This is a genomic window from Commensalibacter oyaizuii, from assembly GCF_029953265.1.
GTDB classification, from domain to species: Bacteria; Pseudomonadota; Alphaproteobacteria; order Acetobacterales; family Acetobacteraceae; genus Commensalibacter; species Commensalibacter oyaizuii.
In genome coordinates, this window is the sequence record NZ_JASBAO010000001.1 from 1,515,745 (window position 1) to 1,539,334 (window position 23,590).

General features: G+C 39.7%; 21 protein-coding genes and 1 tRNA gene. 8 read left to right on the plus strand and 14 right to left on the minus strand.

The window, feature by feature from the left end; all coding sequences use genetic code 11:
* Positions 1-3: 3 nt before the first annotated feature.
* On the plus strand, positions 4-1,515 hold the full coding sequence (locus QJV27_RS06805) for an efflux transporter outer membrane subunit (protein ID WP_281448989.1): 1,512 nt from the start codon (positions 4-6) through the stop codon (positions 1,513-1,515).
* 10 nt (positions 1,516-1,525) lie between these two features.
* Here QJV27_RS06805 and QJV27_RS06810 read toward each other — a convergent pair whose 3' ends face one another.
* Entirely contained in the window at positions 1,526-1,744 is a 219-nt protein-coding gene (locus QJV27_RS06810; protein ID WP_281448186.1) for a hypothetical protein, read from the minus strand.
* A gap of 299 nt (positions 1,745-2,043) precedes the next feature.
* Here QJV27_RS06810 and QJV27_RS06815 point away from each other — a divergent pair, with 299 nt between their 5' ends.
* Positions 2,044-3,072 (plus strand): DUF475 domain-containing protein, encoded by a 1,029-nt coding sequence (locus QJV27_RS06815; RefSeq protein WP_281448187.1) that lies wholly within the window; start codon positions 2,044-2,046, stop codon positions 3,070-3,072.
* Positions 3,073-3,438: 366 nt separating this feature from the next.
* Here the strand turns inward: QJV27_RS06815 and QJV27_RS06820 are convergent, their stop codons facing one another.
* A complete protein-coding gene (locus tag QJV27_RS06820; RefSeq protein ID WP_281448188.1) occupies positions 3,439-3,579 on the minus strand; it encodes a hypothetical protein in 141 nt (46 codons plus the stop codon).
* Between the two features lie 235 nt (positions 3,580-3,814).
* On the opposite strand from QJV27_RS06820, the gene QJV27_RS06825 reads away from it, so the two are divergent.
* Positions 3,815-3,946, plus strand: coding sequence for a hypothetical protein (locus QJV27_RS06825; RefSeq protein ID WP_281448189.1), 132 nt, complete (start codon positions 3,815-3,817; stop codon positions 3,944-3,946).
* A 1,042-nt stretch (positions 3,947-4,988) separates the two neighbouring features.
* Here QJV27_RS06825 and QJV27_RS06830 read toward each other — a convergent pair.
* The 3 genes from QJV27_RS06830 to xseA all read right to left on the minus strand — a co-directional run bounded on the left by QJV27_RS06830 (position 4,989) and on the right by xseA (position 7,144).
* Positions 4,989-5,074, minus strand: a tRNA-Leu gene (locus QJV27_RS06830).
* 142 nt (positions 5,075-5,216) lie between these two features.
* On the minus strand, positions 5,217-5,660 hold the full coding sequence (locus QJV27_RS06835) for a YcgN family cysteine cluster protein (protein ID WP_281448190.1): 444 nt from the start codon (positions 5,658-5,660) through the stop codon (positions 5,217-5,219).
* A gap of 38 nt (positions 5,661-5,698) precedes the next feature.
* The gene (gene xseA / locus QJV27_RS06840) at positions 5,699-7,144 is read right to left on the minus strand and encodes an exodeoxyribonuclease VII large subunit (RefSeq protein ID WP_456305222.1); all 1,446 of its coding nucleotides are present in this window, start codon (positions 7,142-7,144) and stop codon (positions 5,699-5,701) included.
* 58 nt (positions 7,145-7,202) lie between these two features.
* On the opposite strand from xseA, the gene purD reads away from it, so the two are divergent.
* Entirely contained in the window at positions 7,203-8,477 is a 1,275-nt protein-coding gene (purD, locus tag QJV27_RS06845) for a phosphoribosylamine--glycine ligase (RefSeq protein WP_281448192.1), read from the plus strand.
* A 50-nt stretch (positions 8,478-8,527) separates the two neighbouring features.
* Here purD and QJV27_RS06850 read toward each other — a convergent pair whose 3' ends face one another.
* The 4 genes from QJV27_RS06850 to truB all read right to left on the minus strand — a co-directional run bounded on the left by QJV27_RS06850 (position 8,528) and on the right by truB (position 13,715).
* Positions 8,528-9,946: an NAD(P)H-dependent flavin oxidoreductase gene (locus tag QJV27_RS06850; protein ID WP_281448193.1), complete on the minus strand. Its 1,419-nt coding sequence runs from the start codon at positions 9,944-9,946 to the stop codon at positions 8,528-8,530.
* A gap of 153 nt (positions 9,947-10,099) precedes the next feature.
* On the minus strand, positions 10,100-12,271 hold the full coding sequence (gene pnp / locus QJV27_RS06855; protein WP_281448194.1) for a polyribonucleotide nucleotidyltransferase: 2,172 nt from the start codon (positions 12,269-12,271) through the stop codon (positions 10,100-10,102).
* 229 nt (positions 12,272-12,500) lie between these two features.
* Positions 12,501-12,770: a 30S ribosomal protein S15 gene (rpsO, locus tag QJV27_RS06860; protein WP_281448195.1), complete on the minus strand. Its 270-nt coding sequence runs from the start codon at positions 12,768-12,770 to the stop codon at positions 12,501-12,503.
* A 24-nt stretch (positions 12,771-12,794) separates the two neighbouring features.
* A complete protein-coding gene (gene truB / locus QJV27_RS06865; protein WP_281448196.1) occupies positions 12,795-13,715 on the minus strand; it encodes a tRNA pseudouridine(55) synthase TruB in 921 nt (306 codons plus the stop codon).
* Positions 13,716-13,938: 223 nt separating this feature from the next.
* Here truB and QJV27_RS06870 point away from each other — a divergent pair, with 223 nt between their 5' ends.
* From QJV27_RS06870 to QJV27_RS06885, 4 genes are read left to right on the plus strand one after another with little or no spacing between them, the layout of a single operon-like run.
* Entirely contained in the window at positions 13,939-15,090 is a 1,152-nt protein-coding gene (locus tag QJV27_RS06870; protein WP_281448197.1) for an ABC transporter permease, read from the plus strand.
* 3 nt (positions 15,091-15,093) lie between these two features.
* Positions 15,094-15,879, plus strand: a complete 786-nt coding sequence (locus QJV27_RS06875; protein WP_408869621.1) for an ABC transporter ATP-binding protein — start codon at positions 15,094-15,096, stop codon at positions 15,877-15,879.
* 6 nt (positions 15,880-15,885) lie between these two features.
* Positions 15,886-16,836 carry an MlaD family protein gene (locus QJV27_RS06880; RefSeq protein WP_281448198.1) on the plus strand — a complete coding sequence of 317 codons (951 nt, stop codon included), beginning with the start codon at positions 15,886-15,888 and terminating at the stop codon, positions 16,834-16,836.
* Positions 16,833-17,429 carry a PqiC family protein gene (locus QJV27_RS06885; protein WP_281448199.1) on the plus strand — a complete coding sequence of 199 codons (597 nt, stop codon included), beginning with the start codon at positions 16,833-16,835 and terminating at the stop codon, positions 17,427-17,429. Before QJV27_RS06880 ends, QJV27_RS06885 begins: the two co-directional genes overlap by 4 nt.
* Positions 17,430-17,452: 23 nt before the next feature.
* Here the strand turns inward: QJV27_RS06885 and rbfA are convergent, their stop codons facing one another.
* The 5 genes from rbfA to rimP all read right to left on the minus strand — a co-directional run bounded on the left by rbfA (position 17,453) and on the right by rimP (position 23,587).
* On the minus strand, positions 17,453-17,878 hold the full coding sequence (gene rbfA / locus QJV27_RS06890; protein ID WP_281448200.1) for a 30S ribosome-binding factor RbfA: 426 nt from the start codon (positions 17,876-17,878) through the stop codon (positions 17,453-17,455).
* Positions 17,878-20,712: a translation initiation factor IF-2 gene (infB, locus tag QJV27_RS06895; RefSeq protein WP_281448201.1), complete on the minus strand. Its 2,835-nt coding sequence runs from the start codon at positions 20,710-20,712 to the stop codon at positions 17,878-17,880. Before infB ends, rbfA begins: the two co-directional genes overlap by 1 nt.
* A 54-nt stretch (positions 20,713-20,766) precedes the next feature.
* Positions 20,767-21,351: an RNA-binding protein gene (locus QJV27_RS06900; protein WP_281448202.1), complete on the minus strand. Its 585-nt coding sequence runs from the start codon at positions 21,349-21,351 to the stop codon at positions 20,767-20,769.
* Positions 21,352-21,427: 76 nt separating this feature from the next.
* Positions 21,428-22,954, minus strand: a complete 1,527-nt coding sequence (nusA, locus tag QJV27_RS06905; protein ID WP_281448203.1) for a transcription termination factor NusA — start codon at positions 22,952-22,954, stop codon at positions 21,428-21,430.
* 9 nt (positions 22,955-22,963) lie between these two features.
* Entirely contained in the window at positions 22,964-23,587 is a 624-nt protein-coding gene (gene rimP, locus QJV27_RS06910) for a ribosome maturation factor RimP (protein ID WP_281448991.1), read from the minus strand.
* Between the last annotated feature and the right edge of the window lie 3 nt (positions 23,588-23,590).

Below are 23,590 nucleotides of genomic sequence, written 5' to 3' on the forward strand. Positions count from 1 at the left end.
AACATGTGCATTCAGAAATATTTATATCAAACCACTATTCTCACCTTTGTTTTAGGATTAGGGGCATGCACAGTAGGCCCCAATTTCCACAAAGATCATATGCAGATCCCTGAGCAATGGACTGAAAAGGTTTGGAAACGCCCTGCAACAGCACAAGAAATTGCTCAAGCAGCAAATGACATGCGTAGATGGTGGGAGCAATTTCACGATCCATTATTGAACCAATTGGTTGAAAAAGCCATTGCAAATAACTACGATTTAAAAATCGCAGGCCAAAGGATTCTAGCCGCGCAATCTTTACGTGACCAGCAATCTTCGAACTGGTATCCACAACTGGACGGATCAGCAGGATATGGATATCAAACCACATCTTATACATTATCAAATACGATGCACCAAAATGGTAATGCCAATAACACGGTTGTACGACGATATGGTGCGACATTTAGCTGGCAACTTGATGCATTTGGTCGAATTCGTCGTATGGTGCAATCCCAAGAAGAAGCAGTCAAAGCATCAATTGAAGATAGACGTTCAGTTTTATTGACCATGTTGTCTCAGTTGGCAAATAATTACGTAACCCTTCGAAACATGCAGTTACGCCTAAGAATTGCTGACGAAAACGTAGCAATCGCACAATATGTTTATAATTTGACGCAAAAACAATATCAAGAAGGAACGGGAACAACCCTTAGTACTGCTCAGGCTCAAGCTGAACTAGAAGCACAACGTGCGTCCAGAGAACCCCTTAAAACCAGCATTACTCAAATTACGCATGCAATTGATGTGCTTTTGGGACAAGCTCCAGGCACAACTGAAGCGTTATTAAAAGAGGAAAAACCCTTACCTGACTTGCCACCCTATCCACCCTCTATTCCTTCTATCGCGCTTGCCAATCGTCCAGACGTGCGAATGGCCGAACACCAATATGCAGAGGCAACAGCTAATATTGGAATAGCTGTTTCTGAACTTTATCCCCAATTTACCATTGATATGAGTGCCATGCCGACCACCTCTTTCACCAGTCAAATGGCAAACATTGCAAGTTTAGTATCCAGCAGTTTTATTAATATGTCGATCCCAGGATTACATGGTGGACGACTTTCTGCCCAAGTTAAACAAGCACAGGCACAAGCAGAAGCATCCCGATTACAATATCGTCAAACTATCTTAAATGCGCTTAAGGAAATAGAGGATGTCATTGCGGCTTGGGGTGACGATGCCGAGCATGTTGAACTGCTGCACCGATCAAAATTAAGCAGTCAATTAGCCCTAAGCCGCGCGCAAAAACTATATAAAGCAGGATTAACAGGATATCTGGATGTATTAACTGCTCAACGAACGGCAACCAATGCCGCAAATGCCGAAGCAATTGCCATCTTGGAACGCTTTCAAGATGCTGTTAATCTATTCACCGCTTTGGGGGCAGGATGGCAAGGTGTCGATTTAACCAAAACAGAATTACCTGTAACGTTAGAGCAACAAAATATATGGGCAAAAGCGATCAAACAATAAGGCACATTGTTTATAAATTATTTTCTTTTCCTATCGCAAAAATCCGATAAGAAGAGAAAATAGCCAATCCCACACCCAAAACTAAAATAATGACGGGCAAGACCAAGGAATGTCCTGGTTGATAAATACGTAATCCAATATAAGAAAATGCCAACCAACTGATCAAAAAACCAATAATTAAACCGATAAGTGCGTGTAAAATTCGCTTCATAAGGAAAAAGTCACCCATTTTTCATTCCTGCCGTCTGTTCTAATGATCTGTCAAAAAATATAACAATGCCGCCTGCCTATCACCTCATTGATCAACAACTATCAATTCAATTCAAAAAGAACGCATTATACTAACCTGTTAATGTGTGTTGGTATTCACCACACAGCATACTTAATTATATAATTTTATATAGGCCTCTTATAAAATTGTATAAGTCTTTTTTAACATTGTCTAATAAGAATGATCTTCGTATATAGTAAGCTACTGTCCCTAAGAATGACAATAATCATTTTATATACAATATTGGATTACTATTTATGAAGTATTTTAAAGGCTCTTTTGTATTTACAATTATTTGCCTTTGCCTTGCTGCAGCCCTTGGCTACAATAATACTGGAACCACTGCTGGTGCTTTATCGACTGTATTTATATGCACGATATTAGGAGTGTTAGAAGTTTCATTGTCATTCGATAATGCCGTTGTCAACGCCACAGTTTTAAAAAACATGAATGCAGTCTGGCAGCGCCGATTTCTGACTTGGGGGATCTTAATTGCTGTTTTTGGTATGCGCCTAGTTTTTCCATTAATAATCGTAGGCATTGCTGCCCATCTTGATCCAATCTCTGCCCTAGATCTGGCAATAAAACACCCCAATCAATATGCCCAGATTTTATCAGGGGCTCACATCGGTATTATGGGGTTTGGTGGTTCATTTTTAGCTCTGGTTGGCTTAAAATTCTTTTTTAACGATGAGAAAGATGTGCATTGGGTTGCTTTCATTGAAAAGCAACTTGTCAGATTCTCTAAATTACAATCCATCGAAGTTGTCATTGTTCTTTTGGCATTATTTGGTATTTCTAAATTCCTTCCTCAATCAGAGGCTTTAACCTTTATTGTTTCTGGAATATTTGGAATTATTACCTTCATCGCCGTTGAAGCCATTAGCACCCTTATAGAGACTAAGGAAGCCACAACAACCGCTGCCAAGGCAGGTTTAGGCGCTTTTATCTATCTGGAAATTTTAGATGCCTCTTTTAGTTTTGATGGTGTTATTGGTGCATTTGCCTTATCAACAAATTTATTTATTATTGCCATTGGTCTAAGCATTGGGGCAATGTTTGTAAGGTCTTTAACGGTAATGTTGGTTAAACTTGATACATTGTCACAATATCGCTATTTGGAACATGGAGCTTTTTGGGCCATTTTAGCCTTGGCTGGATTAATGTTTGCCAGCACCTGCAGGGAAATTCCCGAAGTTGTTACAGGATTAATTGGAGCTGCCTTTATCATTCTAGCTTTAATTTCGTCGATTCGATGGAATAAAACCCACATTAAGGAACAATAAAAAACTGATATTTATCATATTTGGTGGGCTTAATATTTCAAAGGTTTATCAATTTCTTCAATAGCAATTCACTAAACAATCTGCTTGGTGCCATATCAGATTTTTTCCTATACTTAAATTTAATAATTTTCTTAAAATATCAAACGATATTGATCATGTTAATAAGATTTCATCCTTTCTGGCCCCTAATGACTCTGCATCTATCACCAAAACTAAAATAGATATCGTTATTTATGCAGGTAATGCCATTTTAGATACTGCAATAGCAGCATATAAAATGGCACAAGAACAAAATTGCTGGCTGCTCTTTTCCGGTGTGATAGACCATTCGACAGAACTATTAATCAAAGCAGTTCATAATCAGTATTAAATTGTTCGCACAACATTAGAAGGTAAATCAGAAGCAGAAATTGTCGGATATCCTGCAATCAAACACTGGAACTTTCCTACTGAACGATTAATCTTGAAAACAAAATCTACAAACTGCGGACACAACGCATCGTTCACACTTGATACTCTAATTAAACACAATCTGTCCCACAAAAATGCGATCATTATCCAAGACCCACAATGCAAAGAAGAACCTTTGTTACCTTTCAAAAAGCATGGGAAACATCTTCCCTTTAAAACCAATTTTTATAATTACCTGTCTTTTGTTCCAAAATTAATTTTCGAAAATAATTATATTATATATGCAAACCATTCTGCCGATCAGTTATGGAGTCCTGATTGATTTATATCTTTGTTACTAGATGAAATTCCAAGATTACGCGATGATAAAAATAGCTATGGTCCAAAAGGAAAGAATTTTATTGCTCACGTCGACATGCCAGAGGATGTTGAAAATGCTTATTATCATTTAAAAATTGGTTGAACAAAAAAATCCGTTTTAAATCGCAATAATATTAAATAGATAAGTATAAAAATACGCTCTCTAATTCAATAGGCATGATCAATCTCCTTACTTGATAAAGCTCTTAGCTTTGTCAAATAAGTTGTTTCCCCGAATATTACAATAATGTGGTAAACAACATAATATAGCGTTCCAACGGAACTTTCTTTATTATTATATTCAAAATATGTTTCCAGAGTCCTTGTATTTATCTCAAATACAAGATTTAAATCTGATTTAAAATGATAATATTATTAATACCATCATCTAATTTTTATTTAATAAGGCATTAAGGTCATCTGGACCGCTCAATCAAATTTCATTCAAAAAAGTTAATAAAAACCAATATTTTCCATAGAGGGTTCTGAATCCTTTGCCTAAATCATAAGACTCCCTCGGAAACTTATGAGCAAAAGGATCAACTCACATTAATTAATAAAAGGATATTATTGGTAAAGTGTTCTATTTCGACAAGCTGTTTGCAACGGCTCGAGTCATACTTCTACCCTTGATACCAAACCGTTTGATCCATCTATTACCAATATTATTAAACAAGTTCGCCATTCGACTGCATATTAATTTTTTATCTTATCTCGAAAAATTATTTCTTCAACATTGATAAAAATATCGTTTAACACTTGAAAATATTTATTATGATCACTGGAAAATTATATAGTAAGGCGAATAGCCAAAAAATCGATAATATCCGCAGAGCATCATTTTGAATTTTTTTAATTGCTCTGATGACTTAGCACAAAATATCACAATAATCTTAAAACCATTGCAGATAACCGCAAACATACAATGCTAAGAAGTTAATTTTACAAACTCACAATAAAAATCATATCGAGTTAATAACAATTGACGAGAACCTATATATTTTTGTTTGCCAGAACTGTTACTAATTCCAATGGGTATTTATCATTATATTGAAATATAAAGTGAAGAACGGCAAACAAAAAACGATTAGACGTTTATATTATTTTAATTTTTAGGAGAAGAAATATTCAAAAACAAACATCAATGGTGCGAACTGTGGGACTTGAACCCACACGTCCAATTGGACACAAGATTTTAAGTCTTGAGCGTCTACCATTCCGCCAAGCTCGCTCTTGATGTTTGTAAGCAATTAATACCATGAAGATTCAAAAGGTCAAATAAATAATTACAAAAAAATCAATTTTTTTATAAACAAAAAAATATATAAATTTATCAGTTCATTAAGCTCAATTATCCTATTTATAAAATAGATTTACGATTCTTGGGCTGGCCAATCAACGATATAATCCTCTAAATCACCAGCATCACGTTCACTAATTACACGACCTTTGACTGAAATGCCCACCGCATACACACTATCAAAATTACCTGAACGCAGATAATGCCACTCTGGCAAATCTTTACCCTCCGATATTAAACGATAAGCACAAGTAGGTGGCAACCAATCAATTTCAGCAATTAAATCTTGTGTTAATTGGATACAGTCGGGAATTCTGCGTTTACGATTACAATAATCCTTACACTGCCCAGTTTGTACATCCAACAATCGACATGCAACGTTAGTATAGGCAATCTGATCTGTATCTTCGTCACGTAATTTGTGTAAGCAACAACGCCCACAACGATCGCATAATGCCTCCCATTGCTGTTGATCCATTTCACTTAGGGTTAACTCTTGCCAATAAGGTTTCACCATCTTTTTTTAACCGATACTCTACAATTTCAATATCTAAGTTATAAATCTAAAATTTCTTGCTGATTTTCTTGATCTTTTAATACCTTGACCATACGCTGCCCATCATAAAATGTTAGAGTTAACTCTGAGCCCACTCTTAACCCTTTAGCCTTTGTCACTGTATGTCCTTGTTTATTTTTAACAAATACATACCCTCTCGATAATACAGCCTTTGGTGATAAAGACTCTAATCGTGCTGATAAGCTTTCTAATCGTAATAACTTTTCTCTGGTCAAGGCTTTTAGTGCAGATAGAGATAATACAGGCATTCCCCCTTTTTGCTGCTGAATAAAATGTCGCCATGACGCTGATAATTGCATTTTATTAATATCTAAACGATTTCGGAAACGCTGTAATAAGCCAAAAACATATTGATCTACAGGTTGAATGGCTGATAATTGATGGCGACGTTTCATCACCAATGCAGGCAATGCCAAATCCAAGCGATAAGAACGATCATCCAATCGCATCCGACTTTGCGCCAACAAAGTTGGAATATCAGGCAATTTACCAGTTGCTTGATTTAATCGAATACGATAGGCTTGATTAATATGAATAAGGGCTTTGCTTAACCGTGTCGTAACTTGCATAATGGCAGCGATCATGTCTGCTTTCGACGGAACCGCCATTTCAGCCGCTGCGGTCGGAGTGGGTGCCCTGCAATCAGAAGCAAAATCAATTAATGTCGTATCTGTTTCATGCCCCACCGCCGAGATCAAAGGAATTTGTGAAGCAGCAGCTGCACGTACGACCATCTCGTCATTAAAAGCCATTAAATCTTCTAACGATCCCCCCCCTCTGGCAACAATCAATACGTCAGGTCGGGGAACAGAGGCACTATTGTCCAGTTGATTAAAACCTTCAATCGCCTTGACAATTTGTTGTGCAGCCCCTTCTCCTTGCACGGATACGGGCCAAATAATAATATCGCGAGGAAAACGTCGCGTAATTGTGGTGCGGATATCATGCAATACAGCCCCTTTGGGTGAGGTAATCACCCCAATAACCTGGGGCAACACAGGAATTGCACGTTTGCGTTCTTTGGCGAATAGTCCTTCGCCCTCCAATTTTTTACGCAGTTTTTCGATTCGGGCTAACATTGCCCCCTCACCTGCATAATCGACTTGATCGACAATTAATTGATAAGATGATCGTTCACCATACGAAGATATCTTACCAGTCGCAATAATTTCTATGCCATTTTCAAGCTGCATTTTTAACCGCGCGGCAGTATAACGCCAGATAATCGCAGTTAACTTTCCAACCTCATCTTTTAAAGAAAAATATATATGACCTGATGGATATTTTTTTAACTCGGTAACCTCTCCACGGACTTTTACCCTAGAAAAATTTCCTTCTAAAATCCGTTTAATCGCTGTAGAGATATCCCCTACACTATATTCTGGTATATTGTCTGTCATTAAATCAGAAAGTTGGTCATTCATAGACATAAAATATGCTAAAACCTTACTCTAAAAGAAACACTTGATAAAGGAGATCACTATGCGAGTTTTACTCGTCGGTTCAGGCGGCAGAGAACATGCCCTGGCTATGGCCATTGCTCGCTCACCCAAACTTACAGAGCTATTTATCGCACCAGGAAACCCAGGTACCGCCCAATATGGTAAAAATATTCATATTAAAGCCGATGATATCACCGATCTCGTAAAATTTGCACAAGAAAATCATATTGATCTGATCATTCCAGGTCCAGAACTGCCATTGGTCAAAGGATTAACCGATGCTTGCAACCATATAGGGATTGCCTGTGCAGGGCCAACCCAGCAAGCCGCACAATTAGAAGGCAGCAAAAGCTTTACCAAATCGATTTGCGATGCCGCCCATATCCCCACAGCACAATGGCAAGAATTTACAGAAATTGATCCAGCAATTTCCTATTTAAAAACACAAAATTTTCCAATTGTTATTAAAGCAGATGGTCTAGCCGCAGGCAAAGGCGTTATCATTGCCAATGATTTTGATGAGGCTGAAAAAACCATCAAAAATATGTTAGAAGGCAATAGCTTTGGCAATGCTGGCCATAAAATTGTTATTGAGGAATTCTTAAGCGGTGAAGAGGTTTCTTTATTTGCCTTTTGTGATGGAGATACTGCGGTATTAATTGGCGCAGCCCAAGATCATAAACGCATTGGTGATAACGATACGGGTCCCAATACAGGAGGCATGGGGGCTGTATCCCCTCCACCATTTTTTGATAAAGTCGCACAAGAGGCTGCATTAAATTTAACGGTACGCCCAATGCTAAAAGAAATGAACCGACGGGGAACCCCATTTCGTGGCGTTATTTTTGCAGGGCTGATGCTGACCAGCAAAGGTCCGTATTTAATTGAATACAACACCCGCTTTGGTGACCCAGAAGCTGAAGTACTGCTGCCACGTTTACAATCTGATTTATTAGAAATCTTATTTAACCTAAGCCAAGGAAAACTATCACAATCTGAAATTACGTTCTCAGACCAAGCTGGCATTTGTATTATCATGGCCGCCAAAGGATACCCTGGCATTCCTATTACTGGTGGAATTATTCGTAACATTGAACAAGCTGAAGCCCTGCCAAATACCAAGGTTTTTCACGCTGGCACAGCTTTGAACAATCAAAACGAGCTTTGTGCAGCAGGTGGACGTGTTTTATGTATATCCGTACTTCATGAAGATTTAGAAACAGCACAAAAAATTGCGTATCAAGCTGTAAATTGCATTGATTGGAAAGATGGAATTTGGCGCAAGGATATCGGCAATCGTGCGTTGAGAAAATAAATAAAAAGAAAACCCTTTGAATGATTCAAAGGGTTTTCTTTAGTAAAACTTCAATATCCCGTTAAAATACGATCAATTAATTCTTTAACTGTTGGTGTAAAACCATTTGCATAAAATGGATCAACTCCAAAACGCCAAGCTTGGACACCACTAAACATTAAATTATTATCAATAATCTTGTCCGCATCAGGTCCAGAAGCATGTGCAATGGCCTGCAACGTTTTTTGAATGCAAAAAGAACGAGGATCAGGACGATAGCCATTTGTATATTCCGGCCCGTGTTGCGACCAATTGGAAAAACGACACATTGACAAACAACCCATACAATCAGCCTGGTCTTTTTGAATTTCCCTCGCTTTATCAGGAGATACAAAAATATAAGTATTGTCTGGGGTCAATAGCATTTGGGTAAAGCCCTGACTTTCCCATCCTGCTATACGTTGACGGTCTGCTTCACTAACATAGATTACTCTACCCCGCGTACCGTATTCATAAGCAACATTTTTATCCCCTTCTGGTTCTTTTGCAAAAGAAACCTGACGTTCGGAACGTTCTTTCAACTCCAATAGAAAGCTATTTTTAACCGCAGACGAATAAAACCCAGTGGGAGAGAATTGATTTAAATAAACATCCCCCTCTTTTAACGTGCGCAAACGGTCCTTCCATGCTTGGGGAATAGGACTTTCTTTGGTTAACAATGGACGGCTACCAAATTGAAACGCAATTGGCCCCAAATCTGGGTTGTCCAGCCAATCTTCCCATTCGGAAAGCCACCAAACACTGCCAGCCATAATGATAGGTGTATCATTTAACCCGTATTGACGCATGATCCGTCTTAATTCTAAGACTCTAGGTAATGGATCTTGAGGGACAAATGGATCTTCACTATTTGATAATCCGTTATGCCCTCCTGCTCTCCACGGATCTTCATAAACAACGCCCCCTAACCATTCAGGATGCTTTTGGTAAGATCTGCGCCAAAGCGCATTAAATGCCCGGCCAGAAGAAATGATTGGATAATAATGAATCCCATATTTTGCAGCAATTTCGGATAATTTAAAAGGCATACCCGCACCACAAGTTACACCATTAATCATGTTCTTTGTCTGGTCTAAGACCGCAGAAATGATGGCTTCACTACCCCCCATTTCCCACAAAATATTAGCATGAATTCGTGCGTCAGGCCCAGCGATTTCACGTGCAATTTTTACCTGATCGATACCACCAGCAATTGCGTATTGAATTAATTCGTCATGACGTTCACGACGCGTTTTCGTACGATAAATCTGAGGAACAATATTTCCTTGTTCGTCATAACTATCAGCATTGACAATGGATATAGTACCAACACCACCAGCAGCAGACCAATGACCCGCAGATACCCCTGTTGAGATAGCAACACCTTTACCACCTTCTATTAATGGTAAAACCTCTTTACCCCCCATACGAATTGGATTTACTGCTTTCATTACTACTCCTGCTCTTTCAATGCAGATCAAAATATAAACTCAAAACTTTATTAATAATAAAAAACGTTTTTTTCCAGTAAAAAAGAACGCAAGCGTTCTTTTTTTACTAAAAACTAAAGTTAACAATATAGTATAATACTATAACCAAGTCTTTTATGATGATCGTGAACTGCGATCATTGCGATTCCGTCCAGAATTAGCGTTGGCTCGTGGCCCCACCTTTTCGCTAATATCTGCACCAGTTTCTTGGTCTACTTCGCGCATTGACAGTTTAATCTTGCCACGATCATCAAAACCAACCACTTTAACCTTAACCATATCGTCTACTTTGACAACATCGCCAGTTCTTGCAACGCGACCCTCTGCCAACTCAGAAATATGAACCAATCCATCTCGCGCACCCATAAAGTTTACAAACGCACCGAAATCAGCAACTTTAACAACTTTACCAGTATAAATACGGCCTACTTCTGGTTCAGCAACAATGGCTTCAATACGTTCCCTTGCTTTATCAGCCTGTTCGCTTGATGTCACCGCAATTTTAACCGTACCATCATCTTCTATATCGATCTTACAACCAGAATATTCAACAATCTCACGAATTGTTTTTCCACCTGCACCGATCAAATCTCTGATTTTTTCCTTGGGAACGTTCATAACGATAATATGAGGTGCATTATCGGATATTTCTGCACGACTTTCTGTTAATGCTTTAGCCATTTCACCAAGAATATGCATACGGCCATCTTTGGCTTGTGCCAGAGCTTGCTTCATAATTTCAGGGGTAATAGACGTGATTTTAATATCCATTTGTAGTGCAGTAATACCCACTTCGGTTCCTGCAACTTTAAAATCCATATCACCAAGATGATCTTCATCACCCAAAATATCGGTTAATACAGCAACCCCTTTGTCTTCTTTGATTAATCCCATTGCAATCCCTGCAACGGGACGTTCCATTGGAACACCAGCGTCCATTAAAGATAAAGAGGTCCCACAAACCGTTGCCATAGAGGAAGACCCATTACTTTCGGTAATTTCAGATACAACCCGCATTGTATATGGAAATTGTTCTTTACTTGGTAGCAAAGGATGAATAGCACGCCAAGCAAGTTTACCATGACCAATTTCACGACGACCTGGGGCTCCTAAACGTCCGCATTCCCCAACGGAATAAGGAGGGAAATTATAGTGCAGCATAAAGTTCGAACGATGTTCACCTTCTAATGCATCAACAATTTGTTCGTCTTGAGCAGTTCCAAGCGTAGTGACCACCAACGCCTGTGTTTCACCACGGGTAAATAACGCAGAACCATGCGTTCTGGGTAGAATACCAACTTCACCAATAATTGGACGAACCGTGGTTAAATCGCGGCCATCAATGCGCATTCCGGTTTTTAAAACAGATGTACGGACAATATTAGCCTCTAAACTATCAATAATAGACGGTGCTTTTTCAACATCCAGTTCTTCTTCTGTAATTTTTTCGATAATTTTAGCACGTGCCTCGTCAAGAGCTGCGTAACGTTTCTGCTTTTCCCGCTCTTTATAAGCTTCAGCTAAAATTTTGCGACCAATTTTATCAATTCGGGTTTTTAACTTTTTCTCTTCATCAGTTGGTTCTGCCAGTTCCCAAGGTTGGCGTGCAGCATGTTCAGCCAATGAGATGATTGCATCAATTACTGCCTGACCTGCCTCATGCCCAAAAGTCACTGCGCCCAACATAACTTCTTCAGTTAACTCTTTGGCTTCTGATTCGACCATTAAAACGCCTTCAGAAGTCCCCGCAACAACCAAATCCAGCTCTGTATCTTCGCCTTCAGAAAGCGTTGGATTTAGTATATATTCGCCGTTCTTATATCCAACGCGACATCCAGCAATCGGTCCCAAAAAAGGAATACCCGATAATGTCAATGCTGCAGAACATCCAATTAATGCAACAATTGCTGGATCATTTTCCATATCATGACTTAACACAGTCGCAATCACTTGCACTTCGTTATGAAAATTTTCTGGAAATAATGGTCGAATTGGACGATCAATTAACCGAGAATTTAAAGTTTCAATTTCAGAAGCTCGTCCCTCGCGCTTAAAAAACCCACCTGGAATTTTTCCAACTGCGAATGCTTTTTCTTGATAATGCACTGTTAGAGGAAAAAAGTCTTGACCTGGCTTAACTTTTTTATCCCCAACCGCAGTACATAATACAACCGTCCCACCATATGTTACCACAACAGCACCATCAGCTTGACGTGCAATCTTTCCTGTTTCCAAAATAAGGGGACGACCGCCCCATTCTATTTCTTTACGATAATATTTAAACATTATATTTTCCTATATCAGATACGATCAGGAAAAAATTCTGAAGTTCTATTACACCATAAACTGCAAATGACAGCGTCTCGGACGGCATGGAGCATCTTGTTATCCTGTTTATCGCACCATGTGGCCTGAAACGCTGAGAATAGACTTTAAATTTTTTCACATCTATATCTATATTTAATCATCAAATAGAAACTGATTTAAAAAAATTAAACCAGTTTCCACTTATTTCTTAACGACGCAGACCCAGACGTTTAATTAAATTTTCATAACGACTTTGATCTTTTGTGCGCAAATAACTTAACAAACGGCGACGTTGTCCAACCAATTTTAATAGACCACGACGTGAATGAAAATCTTTTGCATGATCTTTCATATGTTCTGTTAAGTTAACAATTCTTTCCGTTAACAAAGCAACTTGAACCTCTGGAGAACCAGTATCGTTCTCTTTGGTTTGATATTCTTTCATTAACTCTGCACGGCGTTCAGCTGTAATCGACATCGTATTATCCTTTTCTAAAAAAAATTAAAATACACGAATTGGACGTAACCGTTCTTCTTCAAAACGGCATAACCCAATAAAATGCCCCCCATTCATGGCGCGAAGTACCCCATCAGGTAACTCCACCTCCAATGAAATACGATCCTTCAGTTGATCTATCCCTAAGGAACGGCCAAACCTAAGGTCGGTGGCTTCTTCTGACGTTAAGGCTAGAGCCGGGATGTCGTCCAGCGCAGTCTCAACAGGCAGAATCAAATCCAAAGAAGCTTCTCCTTTTTTGTCGTTTCCGACAATTTTGTCCAGTGAAAATGCGTCTGTCACATCAAAAGGACCAACTTTTAAACGGCGCAATTCAGAAATATATCCGACAGACTGACATGCAACCGCCAAATCTCTGGCCAAAGAACGCATATAAACCCCTTTGCCAGAAATAACTTCAAATTTTGCACGATCCTGATCTAAACGCTCGATCATTCGAAAAGAATCTATTCGCGCAGGACGTTGCTTTAATTGGGGTAACTCCCCTTGACGAGCAAGATCGTAAGAACGTTTTCCACCGACTTTAATAGCAGAAAAAATCGGAGGAATCTGCATAATTTCCCCCTGAAACTGGATCAATGCCTGTTCAATGTCGGCATCACTTGGCCGAACATCGGATCGTGCAATCACTTCACCCTCAGCGTCATCAGTGGTTCTAGATTCACCAAAGGTTAAAGTAAAATGATAAACTTTTTTCTTATCCATAATATATGGGATGGTTTTTGTGGCTTTACCAAAAGCAATTGGTAACAATCCTGTTGCCAAGGGATCAAGTGTCCCACTGTGACCGACTTTTCGTGCATCAAAAACATATTTCACTTTATTTACAATAAAAGCAGATGTTTTTTCTAACGGTTTATCTATTAACAACCATCCATCAATAATTTGTCCACGCCTATTGCGCATCAATCTGTAAACGCCCCTAATTCTGGTTCTTATAACGATGAACCTTTTCGATCACTTATTCATTACACGGTAATCATTGAAAATAAAACAGTATATTCTATACAAACACAAAATTTTATAATATCTTATTGCCAATTTACCATGTTTTTTTGAAATATCTCTAATTCTAGATGATAGTAAACTATATAATTAAGACGATATTATGTATCAATAAGGTATCCACTTGACTATAGAAAAAAAAGCGAGTTTTTCCCCCGAACCCCTTAAATGGAATTTCGAATGCAAAGACGAGCAATCAATATTTATTCTGCACGGTGATTGGCTTTCTAAAAACGATAATATTCCTCAGTTACCTTCAAACATATTTGATCATCTTTCAAATGCCACTACGATCCAATTTGACACAAAGCATCTGCGGTCTTGGGACAGTGGTTTTATCACATTTTTATGGGAAATCAAACAGTTATCTGCACAACATCAAATAAAATTTAGTGATCAAGGTCTACCTGAAGCAACCCAAAAATTATTATCTTTGTTAACTGAAAACAAAGCACCAGCCCATACTCAATCTAAACGCGGATTTCGTCCTTTATACAATCTTGGTGGGTGGACTATTAACGCATTAAATAGCTTGGGTGTAACCACACAGCTTTTTTTCTTGACCCTTAACGGTGTATTTAAATCTTTTGCTGGACGTTCTTTTATGCGTCTTGCTGACTTGTTAAAAGATATCAAAGCAGCAGGTCCCTCGGCATTAATCATTATCAGTGTTGTGAATTTCCTTGTTGGAGCTATTTTAGCATTTGTTGGTGCAGTACAATTGCGTCGTTTTTCTGCAGACGCATATGTTGCTAATTTAGTGGGTATTGCAACCGTTCGTGAAATGGCAGCCGTAATGACGGCTATCGTTATTTCAGGACGAACTGGGGGTGCATATGCAGCCCGCATCGCCACTATGCAGGGGAACGAAGAAATTGATGCATTAAAGGTCATGGGTATTCCTGTGACTGAATATATTATTTTACCCTCTATGCTTTCATTAACTCTGACAATGCCTCTTTTATATTTATATGCATGTTTTATGGGTATATTCGGGGGATTAATTGTTTCTATTCTGATGTTAAAAGTTTCCGTAATTGGATTTTTACAACAAACTTTTGGTGCTGTTGCCTTTAACCAATTTGTATTTGGTGGTGTTAAAACGATAGCATTTGCTATGTTTATTGGGGTAAGCAGCTGCTATATCGGGATGAAATCAGGCAGAAGTGCTGCTGATGTAGGTATTGCTGCGACCAAGGCAGTTGTTGTTGGAATTGTTGGGGTTATCGCTCTTGACGCGATCTTTGCTGTTATTGCTGATATGATTGGGATATGAATCATGTCTAACATCACAACTGAACAACCTTTATTATCCGTAAAAAATTTACAAATCGGGTATGGTCCTAAACTGATCCAAAAAAATATTAACTTTACTGTTAAAAAAGGCAGTATCTTTGCCCTGATGGGGGGGAGCGGTTGCGGAAAAAGCACATTGCTCAAATCCATGATCGGATTATTGCCCCCACAAAAAGGCAACTTTTTCTTTAAAAACGAAGATTACTGGCAAGCTTCAAAAAACCACAGAATTAAAATTGCACATAAATTTGGCGTTTTATTCCAAAGCGCCGCGTTGTGGAGTTCAATGACCGTTGGCGAAAATATAGCGCTGCCTTTACAACTTTTTACAGACCTTTCCCCCACGATGATTCAGCGACTTGTAGAGTTAAAATTAGGATTGGTCGGAATGGACCATGCCATTAATCTATACCCTTCAGAACTGAGTGGAGGCATGAAAAAACGTTGTGGACTGGCCAGGGCTTTGGCTTTAGATCCTGAGGTTTTATTTTTTGACGAACCCTCCGCTGGATTGGATCCAATCACATCAAAACGATTGGACGATTTGATTTTAAATCTACGTAATGGATTAGGAACAACCATCGTCATTGTCAGTCACGAATTACCCAGTTTGTTTACCATCGCAGACGATGGTATATTTATGGACGCCCAAACAAAAACTCCGATCGCCTATGGCTCCCCCAAAGCATTGCGAGACAATCCACCTTGTGAACAGGTTAATGATTTCATGCATCGTCAACGCTTTGATCAACTAAAACAGAAAGACTAATCCATCATGACAACAAATCAACAAACAACTATTGGGGCGTTCGTTCTTGGAGGATTGATTCTTGCCCTGTGCGTTATTATTTTCTTTGGTAACTTCGATTTCTTTTCCAGTAAAAAACAAGCTATTGTTATATTTCCTGGATCTGTAACAGGCTTGTCGGTGGGTGCCCCAGTTACCTTTCGCGGGGTTCAAGTTGGATCCGTAAACAACATTACCTTACAATTTGATCCAAAAGATCATAAGGCCTATATCCCTGTTACAATCAGTATCGATCCCAAAAAAATTCAATTAAGTGCTCATTATAAAAGTTATAAAGAGTTCATGAATACCATGATTCAAAATGGATTATGCGCAGAAATTAGTACTGAAAGCTTTGTTACTGGAACTTCAAATATTTTTCTAGATTTCGATCCTCAGAATAAACCTATTTTTCATCCAAGATTAAACGAAAATATTATAGAAATTCCTGCACATCCCTCCACAATCCAAAAAATTAAGTCAGAGTTAATGAATCTTCAACTTGAAAAATTATCTCTGGATCTTGATTCTACTATTCAAAAAGTCGGCAATCTAACAGATAAATTAAACGAACAAATACCTATGTTACTGAAGAGTGTGCAAAATACCTCAGATAGTACAAATAAACTAATCGTTCATCTTAATGATAATATCGATACGGTTGTGCACAACTTAAATATATTATTGGTTAATAGTAATAAGCAAATCAATGCCCGTGGGAATGAACTTCACCACGTATTGGTTTCGACAAATAAAACACTTCTTAACGCTTCAGATGCCTTACAAAACGTAAAAACCATGACATCCGTCAGATCAACCACAAGAATCAATTTGGATATTATTTTACGTAATCTTGCTGATGCTGCGACCTCTTTAAGAGGATTTGCAACCCAAATCGAACGTAATCCAAAACTGCTTCTTATAGGCCGTAAACAATGAAAAAATTAATTACTTATTCTGCTATCAGCATATTCACAATTTTAACGGGGTGTTCAGCCCCCCCTTTAAAATTTTACACACTTAACGAAACTGGGCCACGGCAATCAGAGCGTGTAAGCAATTACACCAACTCAGCCCCTGTAATTTATGTTTCACAAGTAACAGTGCCTGATTATTTAAATACGACTGATATTATCACACGAACTCAATCTACACTAAATCACAGCCCCAATGGACGTATGAGCAGTATTTTATCCATAGGGGCGACCGAATTTATTACACATGTTTTAGCTGATAAAAACCCTAATCTTTTTATTACAAATCAGACACAAATCGAGCCCCCAACCTATCAATTAATGATAAATATTAGCCGTTTTGACGTACAGGAAGATGCTTCTAAAACAGGGCATATAACCTTAGAAGCAAATTGGAGCATCGTACCAAAGAATGAGAATCAATCTATTCAAAAACAGAGGGCTACATTCACGGCTCAAAGCAAATTGTATAATGATAGTGATATTATTGAATTAGAACAAAACGCATTAACGCAACTGTCCACTGCTATAAATAATAGCCTTGCTACATTGCGTTAATTTTTTAAAAATCGATTTTATGCTTATTCTTCGTTGTGATCTAAATCACGAGAAACTTCTGGACTATGCAACAAAGCATCAATCTTAGCAGCATAATCCAAACCGGTATCTGCATGAAATCGTAATTCAGGCAGAAACTTAAGTCGTAATTTTGATTTTAATTGACTGCGCAAAAACGCAGATGCCCTTTTTAACGCAGGCAGTAATTCTTCAATATCATTTCGCCCCAAATGCACAACATAAACCATCGCATTGCGCAAATCTGGACTCATCCTGACTTCAGTTACCGTTATCCGCTTATCCCGTAACTCTGGATCACGAAATTCAGTGCGCGTAAATACATCAGAAAGAATATGTCTTACTTCTTCAGCAACACGCAATTGTCGTTGAGAAGGGGCCTTGGAATGTTTATCCAAGGAATCCCTACCCATTAAAAAAGGCTTATTCATTATGCTTCAACAGTTTCCATCTCGTAGCATTCTACAACATCGCCCTCACGCAAATCATTAAATCCAGCAAAAGATAGTCCACATTCATATTCATGAGACACCTCTTTTACATCATCTTTAAAGCGTTTTAATTGACTGAGGTTTCCTTCGTGGATAACGACATTTTCACGTAACAAACGAACACCACATCCACGACGCACAACACCTTGGGTAACATAACAACCAGCGACTTTTCCTGTTTTGCTAACAGAAAAGACCTTGCGGATTTCCGCATAACCCAAGAATTTTTCACGTTGTTTAGGAGCAATGCGCCCTTTGATCAATTTCTCGATATCATCTATAACTTGATAGATGATTGAGTAATAGTGAATATCAACGTCTTCATGTTGAGCTAGCTCTCTAGCCTGAGCCGTGGCACGCACGTTAAAGGCAACAATAATTGCACTAGATGCTTTTGCTAATTGAACGTCACTTTCTGTGATTTGACCAACGGTTGCTGAAAGAACACGTACTTTGATTTCTTCATGTTCTAATTTCATCACTGTTGTTTGAATAGCTTCAGCAGAACCCTGAACATCTGCTTTTATCAACACAGCAATCTCTTTTTGCTCGCCAGCCTGAATACGTGCCAACATTTGATCCAGTGTTCCACGAGCAGCCATTCTAACTGCGGCTTGTTTCTCACGCATTTTACGCTGTCTAAACTCAGAAATTTCTCTGGCTTTGCTTTCACTATCGACAACAACAAAAGGTTCACCCGCACGAGGAACGCCAGTCAGTCCTAACAACTCAACTGGAGTAGAAGGAGTTGCCTGTTTCATATTCTTGCTTTTGTCGTCAAGCATCGCACGAACACGACCCCATTCAGCACCAGCAACAATGACATCCCCTTTGTTTAAAGTCCCTTTTTGCACCAATAATGTTGCAACTGGCCCACGTCCCTTATCCAAGCGGCTTTCAATAACTGCACCTTCAGCAATTCTATTGGGATTTGCTTTTAGTTCTTGTAATTCAGCCAATAAAACGATCGCTTCCTCAAGCTTATCAAGACCAATTCTTTTCTTGGCAGAAACTTCAACATCTTGAGTATCACCGCCCATATTTTCTACAACGATTTCATGTTGTAAAAGCTCCTGACGAACTCGATCTGGATTAGCACCCGGCAAGTCACATTTATTAATTGCAACAATAATAGGCACATTTGCAGCTTTGGCATGTTTAATTGCTTCAATAGTTTGAGGCATAACACCATCATCAGCTGCAACCACCAAGACAACGATATCCGTCACGGATGCACCACGAGAACGCATTGCAGTGAATGCTTCGTGGCCTGGGGTATCTAAAAATGTGATTCTAGCACCAGAAGGAAGACGAACCTGGTATGCACCAATATGTTGGGTAATTCCACCTGCTTCACCTCTAGCAGTATCGGTGGTACGCAAAGCATCCAATAAAGACGTTTTACCATGATCAACATGCCCCATTACGGTAACAACGGGTGGACGTGATAATTTGTCTTCTTCTTTATCAGGCATATTTTCAATGCCTAGTTCAACATCACTGTCGGCAACACGATGCACGCGATGACCGAATTCTTCAATAATTAATTCTGCTGTGTCAGCATCTAAAGATTGATTAACCGTTGCCATTACGCCCATTTTCATCAAGGCCTTAATAACATCGCCTTGACGAGCAGCCATACGATTGGCAAGTTCTTGCACAGTAATCGTTTCGGGTAAAGTCACATCACGCACCACTTTGACCTGATCTGCACGTAATCTTTCAAGTTCTGCTTGGCGACGTTCACGTTCTCTTTGACGACGGACTGAGGCTAAAGAACGAACTTTATTCCCATCTTCTCCCTCAATAGCGGCCTGAATATCGATCTTACCTGAACGTCTGTTATCGCCACTCTTGCTACGGCCACCAGCACCAGCACCGCTCTTGCGGCTGGCACCAGCACCTCGACGCGAGGAACCTCTGCGACCATCGCCCTCTTCACCATCCATCTCATCGCGCACATCGGTATTACGAACTTTCACGTGATCTTGGGTTTTCTTGGCGACCTTCTCATCTTTGTCGACAGCACGTGGTTCCGCAACAAACTTATCGCTAGCTGGCTTTGCTGGCTTATGTGCCATAACAGCGCGTTTTGCAAGTGGTTCGACAGGGCTTGGCTGGGGTGCAAACGTGATTTCACCTGGGATAGGAACGTTGGAAACCTTTACCTTACGATTAGGTTCAGTTCTGTCATTACTTTTCTTGACAGAGGCATTTTCTTTTTTGCTTGCTGCGTCTTTTTTCTTAGCAACGTCAACAGTTGCTTTCTCAGCTTCAATTTTTGCTGCAGCTTCTTGACTTGCCTTTTCAGCAGCTTCCTGTTCGGCTAGTGCTGCAGCAGCTTCCTGCTGGGCTTTCTCTTCTGCTTCCCGACGTTTTGCTTCTTCTGCTGCCGAAAGAATAGAGATTTTTTCTTGTTCTCTACGTTCGGCTTCTTTGCGTTGTTGATCTAGTTTTTGTTCTTCTAAAACACGTTGACGTGTTGCCAATTCAGCGGCTGTAAGCGCCCTTTTGCCTGATGATGATCCTGCAGAAGATTTCTTAGCCGCAGGCTTGCGTGCAACACCAGCAGTGCTCCCCGCAGATTTTTCTGTGCCACCAGAAGCACCACGCTTTTTTCTTACTTCAACTTGCACAACTTTGGTGCGTCCATGACTGAAACTTTGTCTGATAGACCCGGCATCGACAGTACGTCCTACCTCTGTTCTAACTGGTGATCGTAAAGATAGACGTTTTTTACCCTGTCCTTGTTCTTGATCGTTGCCTTCGCTCATATACCTGCCTGTTCTTAATCCATTCGCCGGATTTAACCCGCCGAACCCAATACTTTAATTGATAAACCCTGCTAATCGTCTGTTATCACATAAAATACGATAAACAAACGAACCTGTATGAATGGCTGCATGAACCACATACTCTCGGCCAAATAATATTCCTAATTCTTTAGCCGTAAAAATTGCTATATTAGGCAAATGCTTAGCCCCTGATAGCAAACGTTTTCTTTCTTCTTCACTACCATTTGTAGCTTGTATAATCAACCCAACAACATTCTGAGAGATCTTTTCCCTTACTTTTTCAAAACCAAATGTAACCTGCCCAGCACGCCTTGCAAGACCCAATGAATTTTTAATCCTGCATTGCAATCCATTAATAATCATTGATGATAGATTTTCTGGAACCTCTACCTGGCACTGTGCCGCACGTGAAAAAACACGACGTTCTATTGCCATATGTAGCACATTTTGATCAGCTTTCAACCACATTCCTCGCCCAGGAAGCCGTTCTGTCAAATCAGGGACCACCACATTGTCGGGTGATATGACAAAACGGATCAATCCTTCTGGATTTCCTTTTTCTCTTGTAACCAAACAGCAACGCTGTTGTTGTTTTGATTCGTCAGATTTGTTAACCATTACCGTAGTTTACTAAGAATGAAAAGATATTATATCAAAACAACTAATTATTATACAGACTGGTGATAAATTATCACTAATTTTCTTGAGAATCTTGATTTTCACCTTCTTCGAACCAATGCTCGCGGGCACGCATAATAATTGCGTTCGCTGTTTCTTCATCCAAGGAATCCACACCTAATATTTCAATTAATTCGTCACTGGCCAAATCAGCAAGATCATCAAGTGTTTTAACACCCTTCTCTCCTAATAACACCAACATTTGTGGCGTAAAGCAATCTAGATCAACGATTTCATCGGCAACCCCTAATTCTTGACGCTTTAGATTCAAAGAATCCTGCTGCTTTGCCAGAAATTCTTCTGCACGTTGGAACAGTTCTTGCCCAAGATTTTCATCAAACCCGTCGATTTCCGCTAATTCCTCTGGTGATGAAAAGGCAAGATCTTCTATGCTATGAAAGCCTTCTGTAACCAATAGACCAGCAATAACATCATCCACGTCCAGATCATTAACAAAGACGGCAGTTCGACTGCGAAATTCTTCTTGCCGACGATCAGATTCTTCGGTTTCTGTTAATATATCAATATCCCAACGGGTCAACTGACTGGCAAGCCTTACATTTTGCCCTCGACGACCTATGGCAAGGCTGAGTTGGTCATCAGGCACAACAACTTCAACCCGACCAGCCTCTTCATCCATAACGACTTTGGTAACTTCTGCTGGCGCCAATGCATTAACAACAAAGGTCGCAGCCTGACCACTCCAAGGGATGATATCGATCTTTTCCCCCTGTAGCTCTTGCACTACGGCTTGAACGCGAGATCCACGCACACCAACACAAGCACCCACAGGATCAATTGCAGCATCTTTTGAAGTTACAGCCATTTTTGCACGAGACCCAGGGTCTCTGGCAACAGCCTTAATCTCGATAATACCATCGTAAATTTCAGGAACTTCCTGAGCAAACAATTTCGCTAAAAATGCAGGATGAGTTCGAGACAAGAAAATTTGTGGCCCGCGAGTCTCTTTCCTTACATCGTAGATATAAGCTCGAACACGTTCTGAGTTGCGGAAATTTTCTCTTGGAATCAACTCGTCCCGGCGTAATAATGCTTCGGAGCTTCCGATTTCAACCAGTAAGTTGCCATATTCTGTACGCTTGACTGTTCCGTTGACAATTTCACCAACACGATCTTTGAAATCTTCATATTGACGATTACGTTCGAACTCACGCACGCGTTGAACAATAACTTGTTTAGCTGTCTGGGCTGCGATTCGGCCAAAATCAATTGGAGGTAATGGATCAATAATATACTCACCAACTTTGATATTAGGCTGAATTTTAACCGCAATATAATGAGGGATCTGAGAATCTTCGTTTTCAACCTCTTCAACGACTTCAGTCCAACGAGACAGGCGAACCTCGCCCGTTTTACGATCAATGATTGCACGAATATCTTTTTCATGACCATACTTAGCGCGACCCGCTTTTTGAATGGCCTGCTCCATTGCTTCGAGAACTTCATCACGGCTAATCGCTTTTTCACGCGCAACCGCATCTGCAACCAATAATAACTCAGGACGAGAAACAGACGTATCCATAAAAACCTCTCAATGTGTTTTATAGCGTTTTTGTTTACCAGACTTTTTAGGCTGGCTTGTATTATCTTGATCAGAAGAATCATCTATATCTTCAACAGATACGGCCCCGTCCTTCATTTGTTGACAAGCATCAATCAATGCATCAGTCAATACTAATTTGGCCTTGCGTATTTCAGCAAAAGGTAAAGCGACCTCACTGCCATCATCTAGACGCAAGCGTGCAACGTGTTCATCTGCACCTAAAACAATTCCGGAAAAACGTCTTCTGCCCTCAACAGGAATCATTGTTTCTGCCTTGGCCAAGTGACCCGAGAAGCGATTCCAATCTTTTACCCGCACTAGCGGACGGTCTATTCCTGCGGATGAAACTTCCAATGTCCAAGCCCCCTCGATAGGATCATGCACATCTAAGATCGCACTAACCGCATGACTGATCTGTTCACAATCTTCAACATTAATCAAGGAACCGTCAGCACGATCAACCATAATCTGTAGAGTCGGTGCTAATTTTCCTAAAATCATTATTCTGACTAGCTCATATCCCATATCGACCAAAGTAGGTTCAATTAAAGCTGCCACGCGATTTTCGATACGGTTATCAGTTAGTTCATCTGTAAGTTCTATTGAATCCAAAAC

Coding starts and splice junctions, on each gene's coding strand:
- QJV27_RS06805 (WP_281448989.1), top strand. CDS start 4: ATGTGCATTCAGAAATATTTATATCAAACCACTATTCTCACCTTTGTT.
- QJV27_RS06810 (WP_281448186.1), bottom strand. CDS start 1,744: ATGGGTGACTTTTTCCTTATGAAGCGAATTTTACACGCACTTATCGGT.
- QJV27_RS06815 (WP_281448187.1), top strand. CDS start 2,044: ATGAAGTATTTTAAAGGCTCTTTTGTATTTACAATTATTTGCCTTTGC.
- QJV27_RS06835 (WP_281448190.1), bottom strand. CDS start 5,660: ATGGTGAAACCTTATTGGCAAGAGTTAACCCTAAGTGAAATGGATCAA.
- xseA (WP_456305222.1), bottom strand. CDS start 7,144: ATGAATGACCAACTTTCTGATTTAATGACAGACAATATACCAGAATAT.
- purD (WP_281448192.1), top strand. CDS start 7,203: ATGCGAGTTTTACTCGTCGGTTCAGGCGGCAGAGAACATGCCCTGGCT.
- QJV27_RS06850 (WP_281448193.1), bottom strand. CDS start 9,946: ATGAAAGCAGTAAATCCAATTCGTATGGGGGGTAAAGAGGTTTTACCA.
- pnp (WP_281448194.1), bottom strand. CDS start 12,271: ATGTTTAAATATTATCGTAAAGAAATAGAATGGGGCGGTCGTCCCCTT.
- rpsO (WP_281448195.1), bottom strand. CDS start 12,770: ATGTCGATTACAGCTGAACGCCGTGCAGAGTTAATGAAAGAATATCAA.
- truB (WP_281448196.1), bottom strand. CDS start 13,715: ATGCGCAATAGGCGTGGACAAATTATTGATGGATGGTTGTTAATAGAT.
- QJV27_RS06875 (WP_408869621.1), top strand. CDS start 15,094: ATGTCTAACATCACAACTGAACAACCTTTATTATCCGTAAAAAATTTA.
- QJV27_RS06880 (WP_281448198.1), top strand. CDS start 15,886: ATGACAACAAATCAACAAACAACTATTGGGGCGTTCGTTCTTGGAGGA.
- QJV27_RS06885 (WP_281448199.1), top strand. CDS start 16,833: ATGAAAAAATTAATTACTTATTCTGCTATCAGCATATTCACAATTTTA.
- rbfA (WP_281448200.1), bottom strand. CDS start 17,878: ATGAATAAGCCTTTTTTAATGGGTAGGGATTCCTTGGATAAACATTCC.
- infB (WP_281448201.1), bottom strand. CDS start 20,712: ATGAGCGAAGGCAACGATCAAGAACAAGGACAGGGTAAAAAACGTCTA.
- QJV27_RS06900 (WP_281448202.1), bottom strand. CDS start 21,351: ATGGTTAACAAATCTGACGAATCAAAACAACAACAGCGTTGCTGTTTG.
- nusA (WP_281448203.1), bottom strand. CDS start 22,954: ATGGATACGTCTGTTTCTCGTCCTGAGTTATTATTGGTTGCAGATGCG.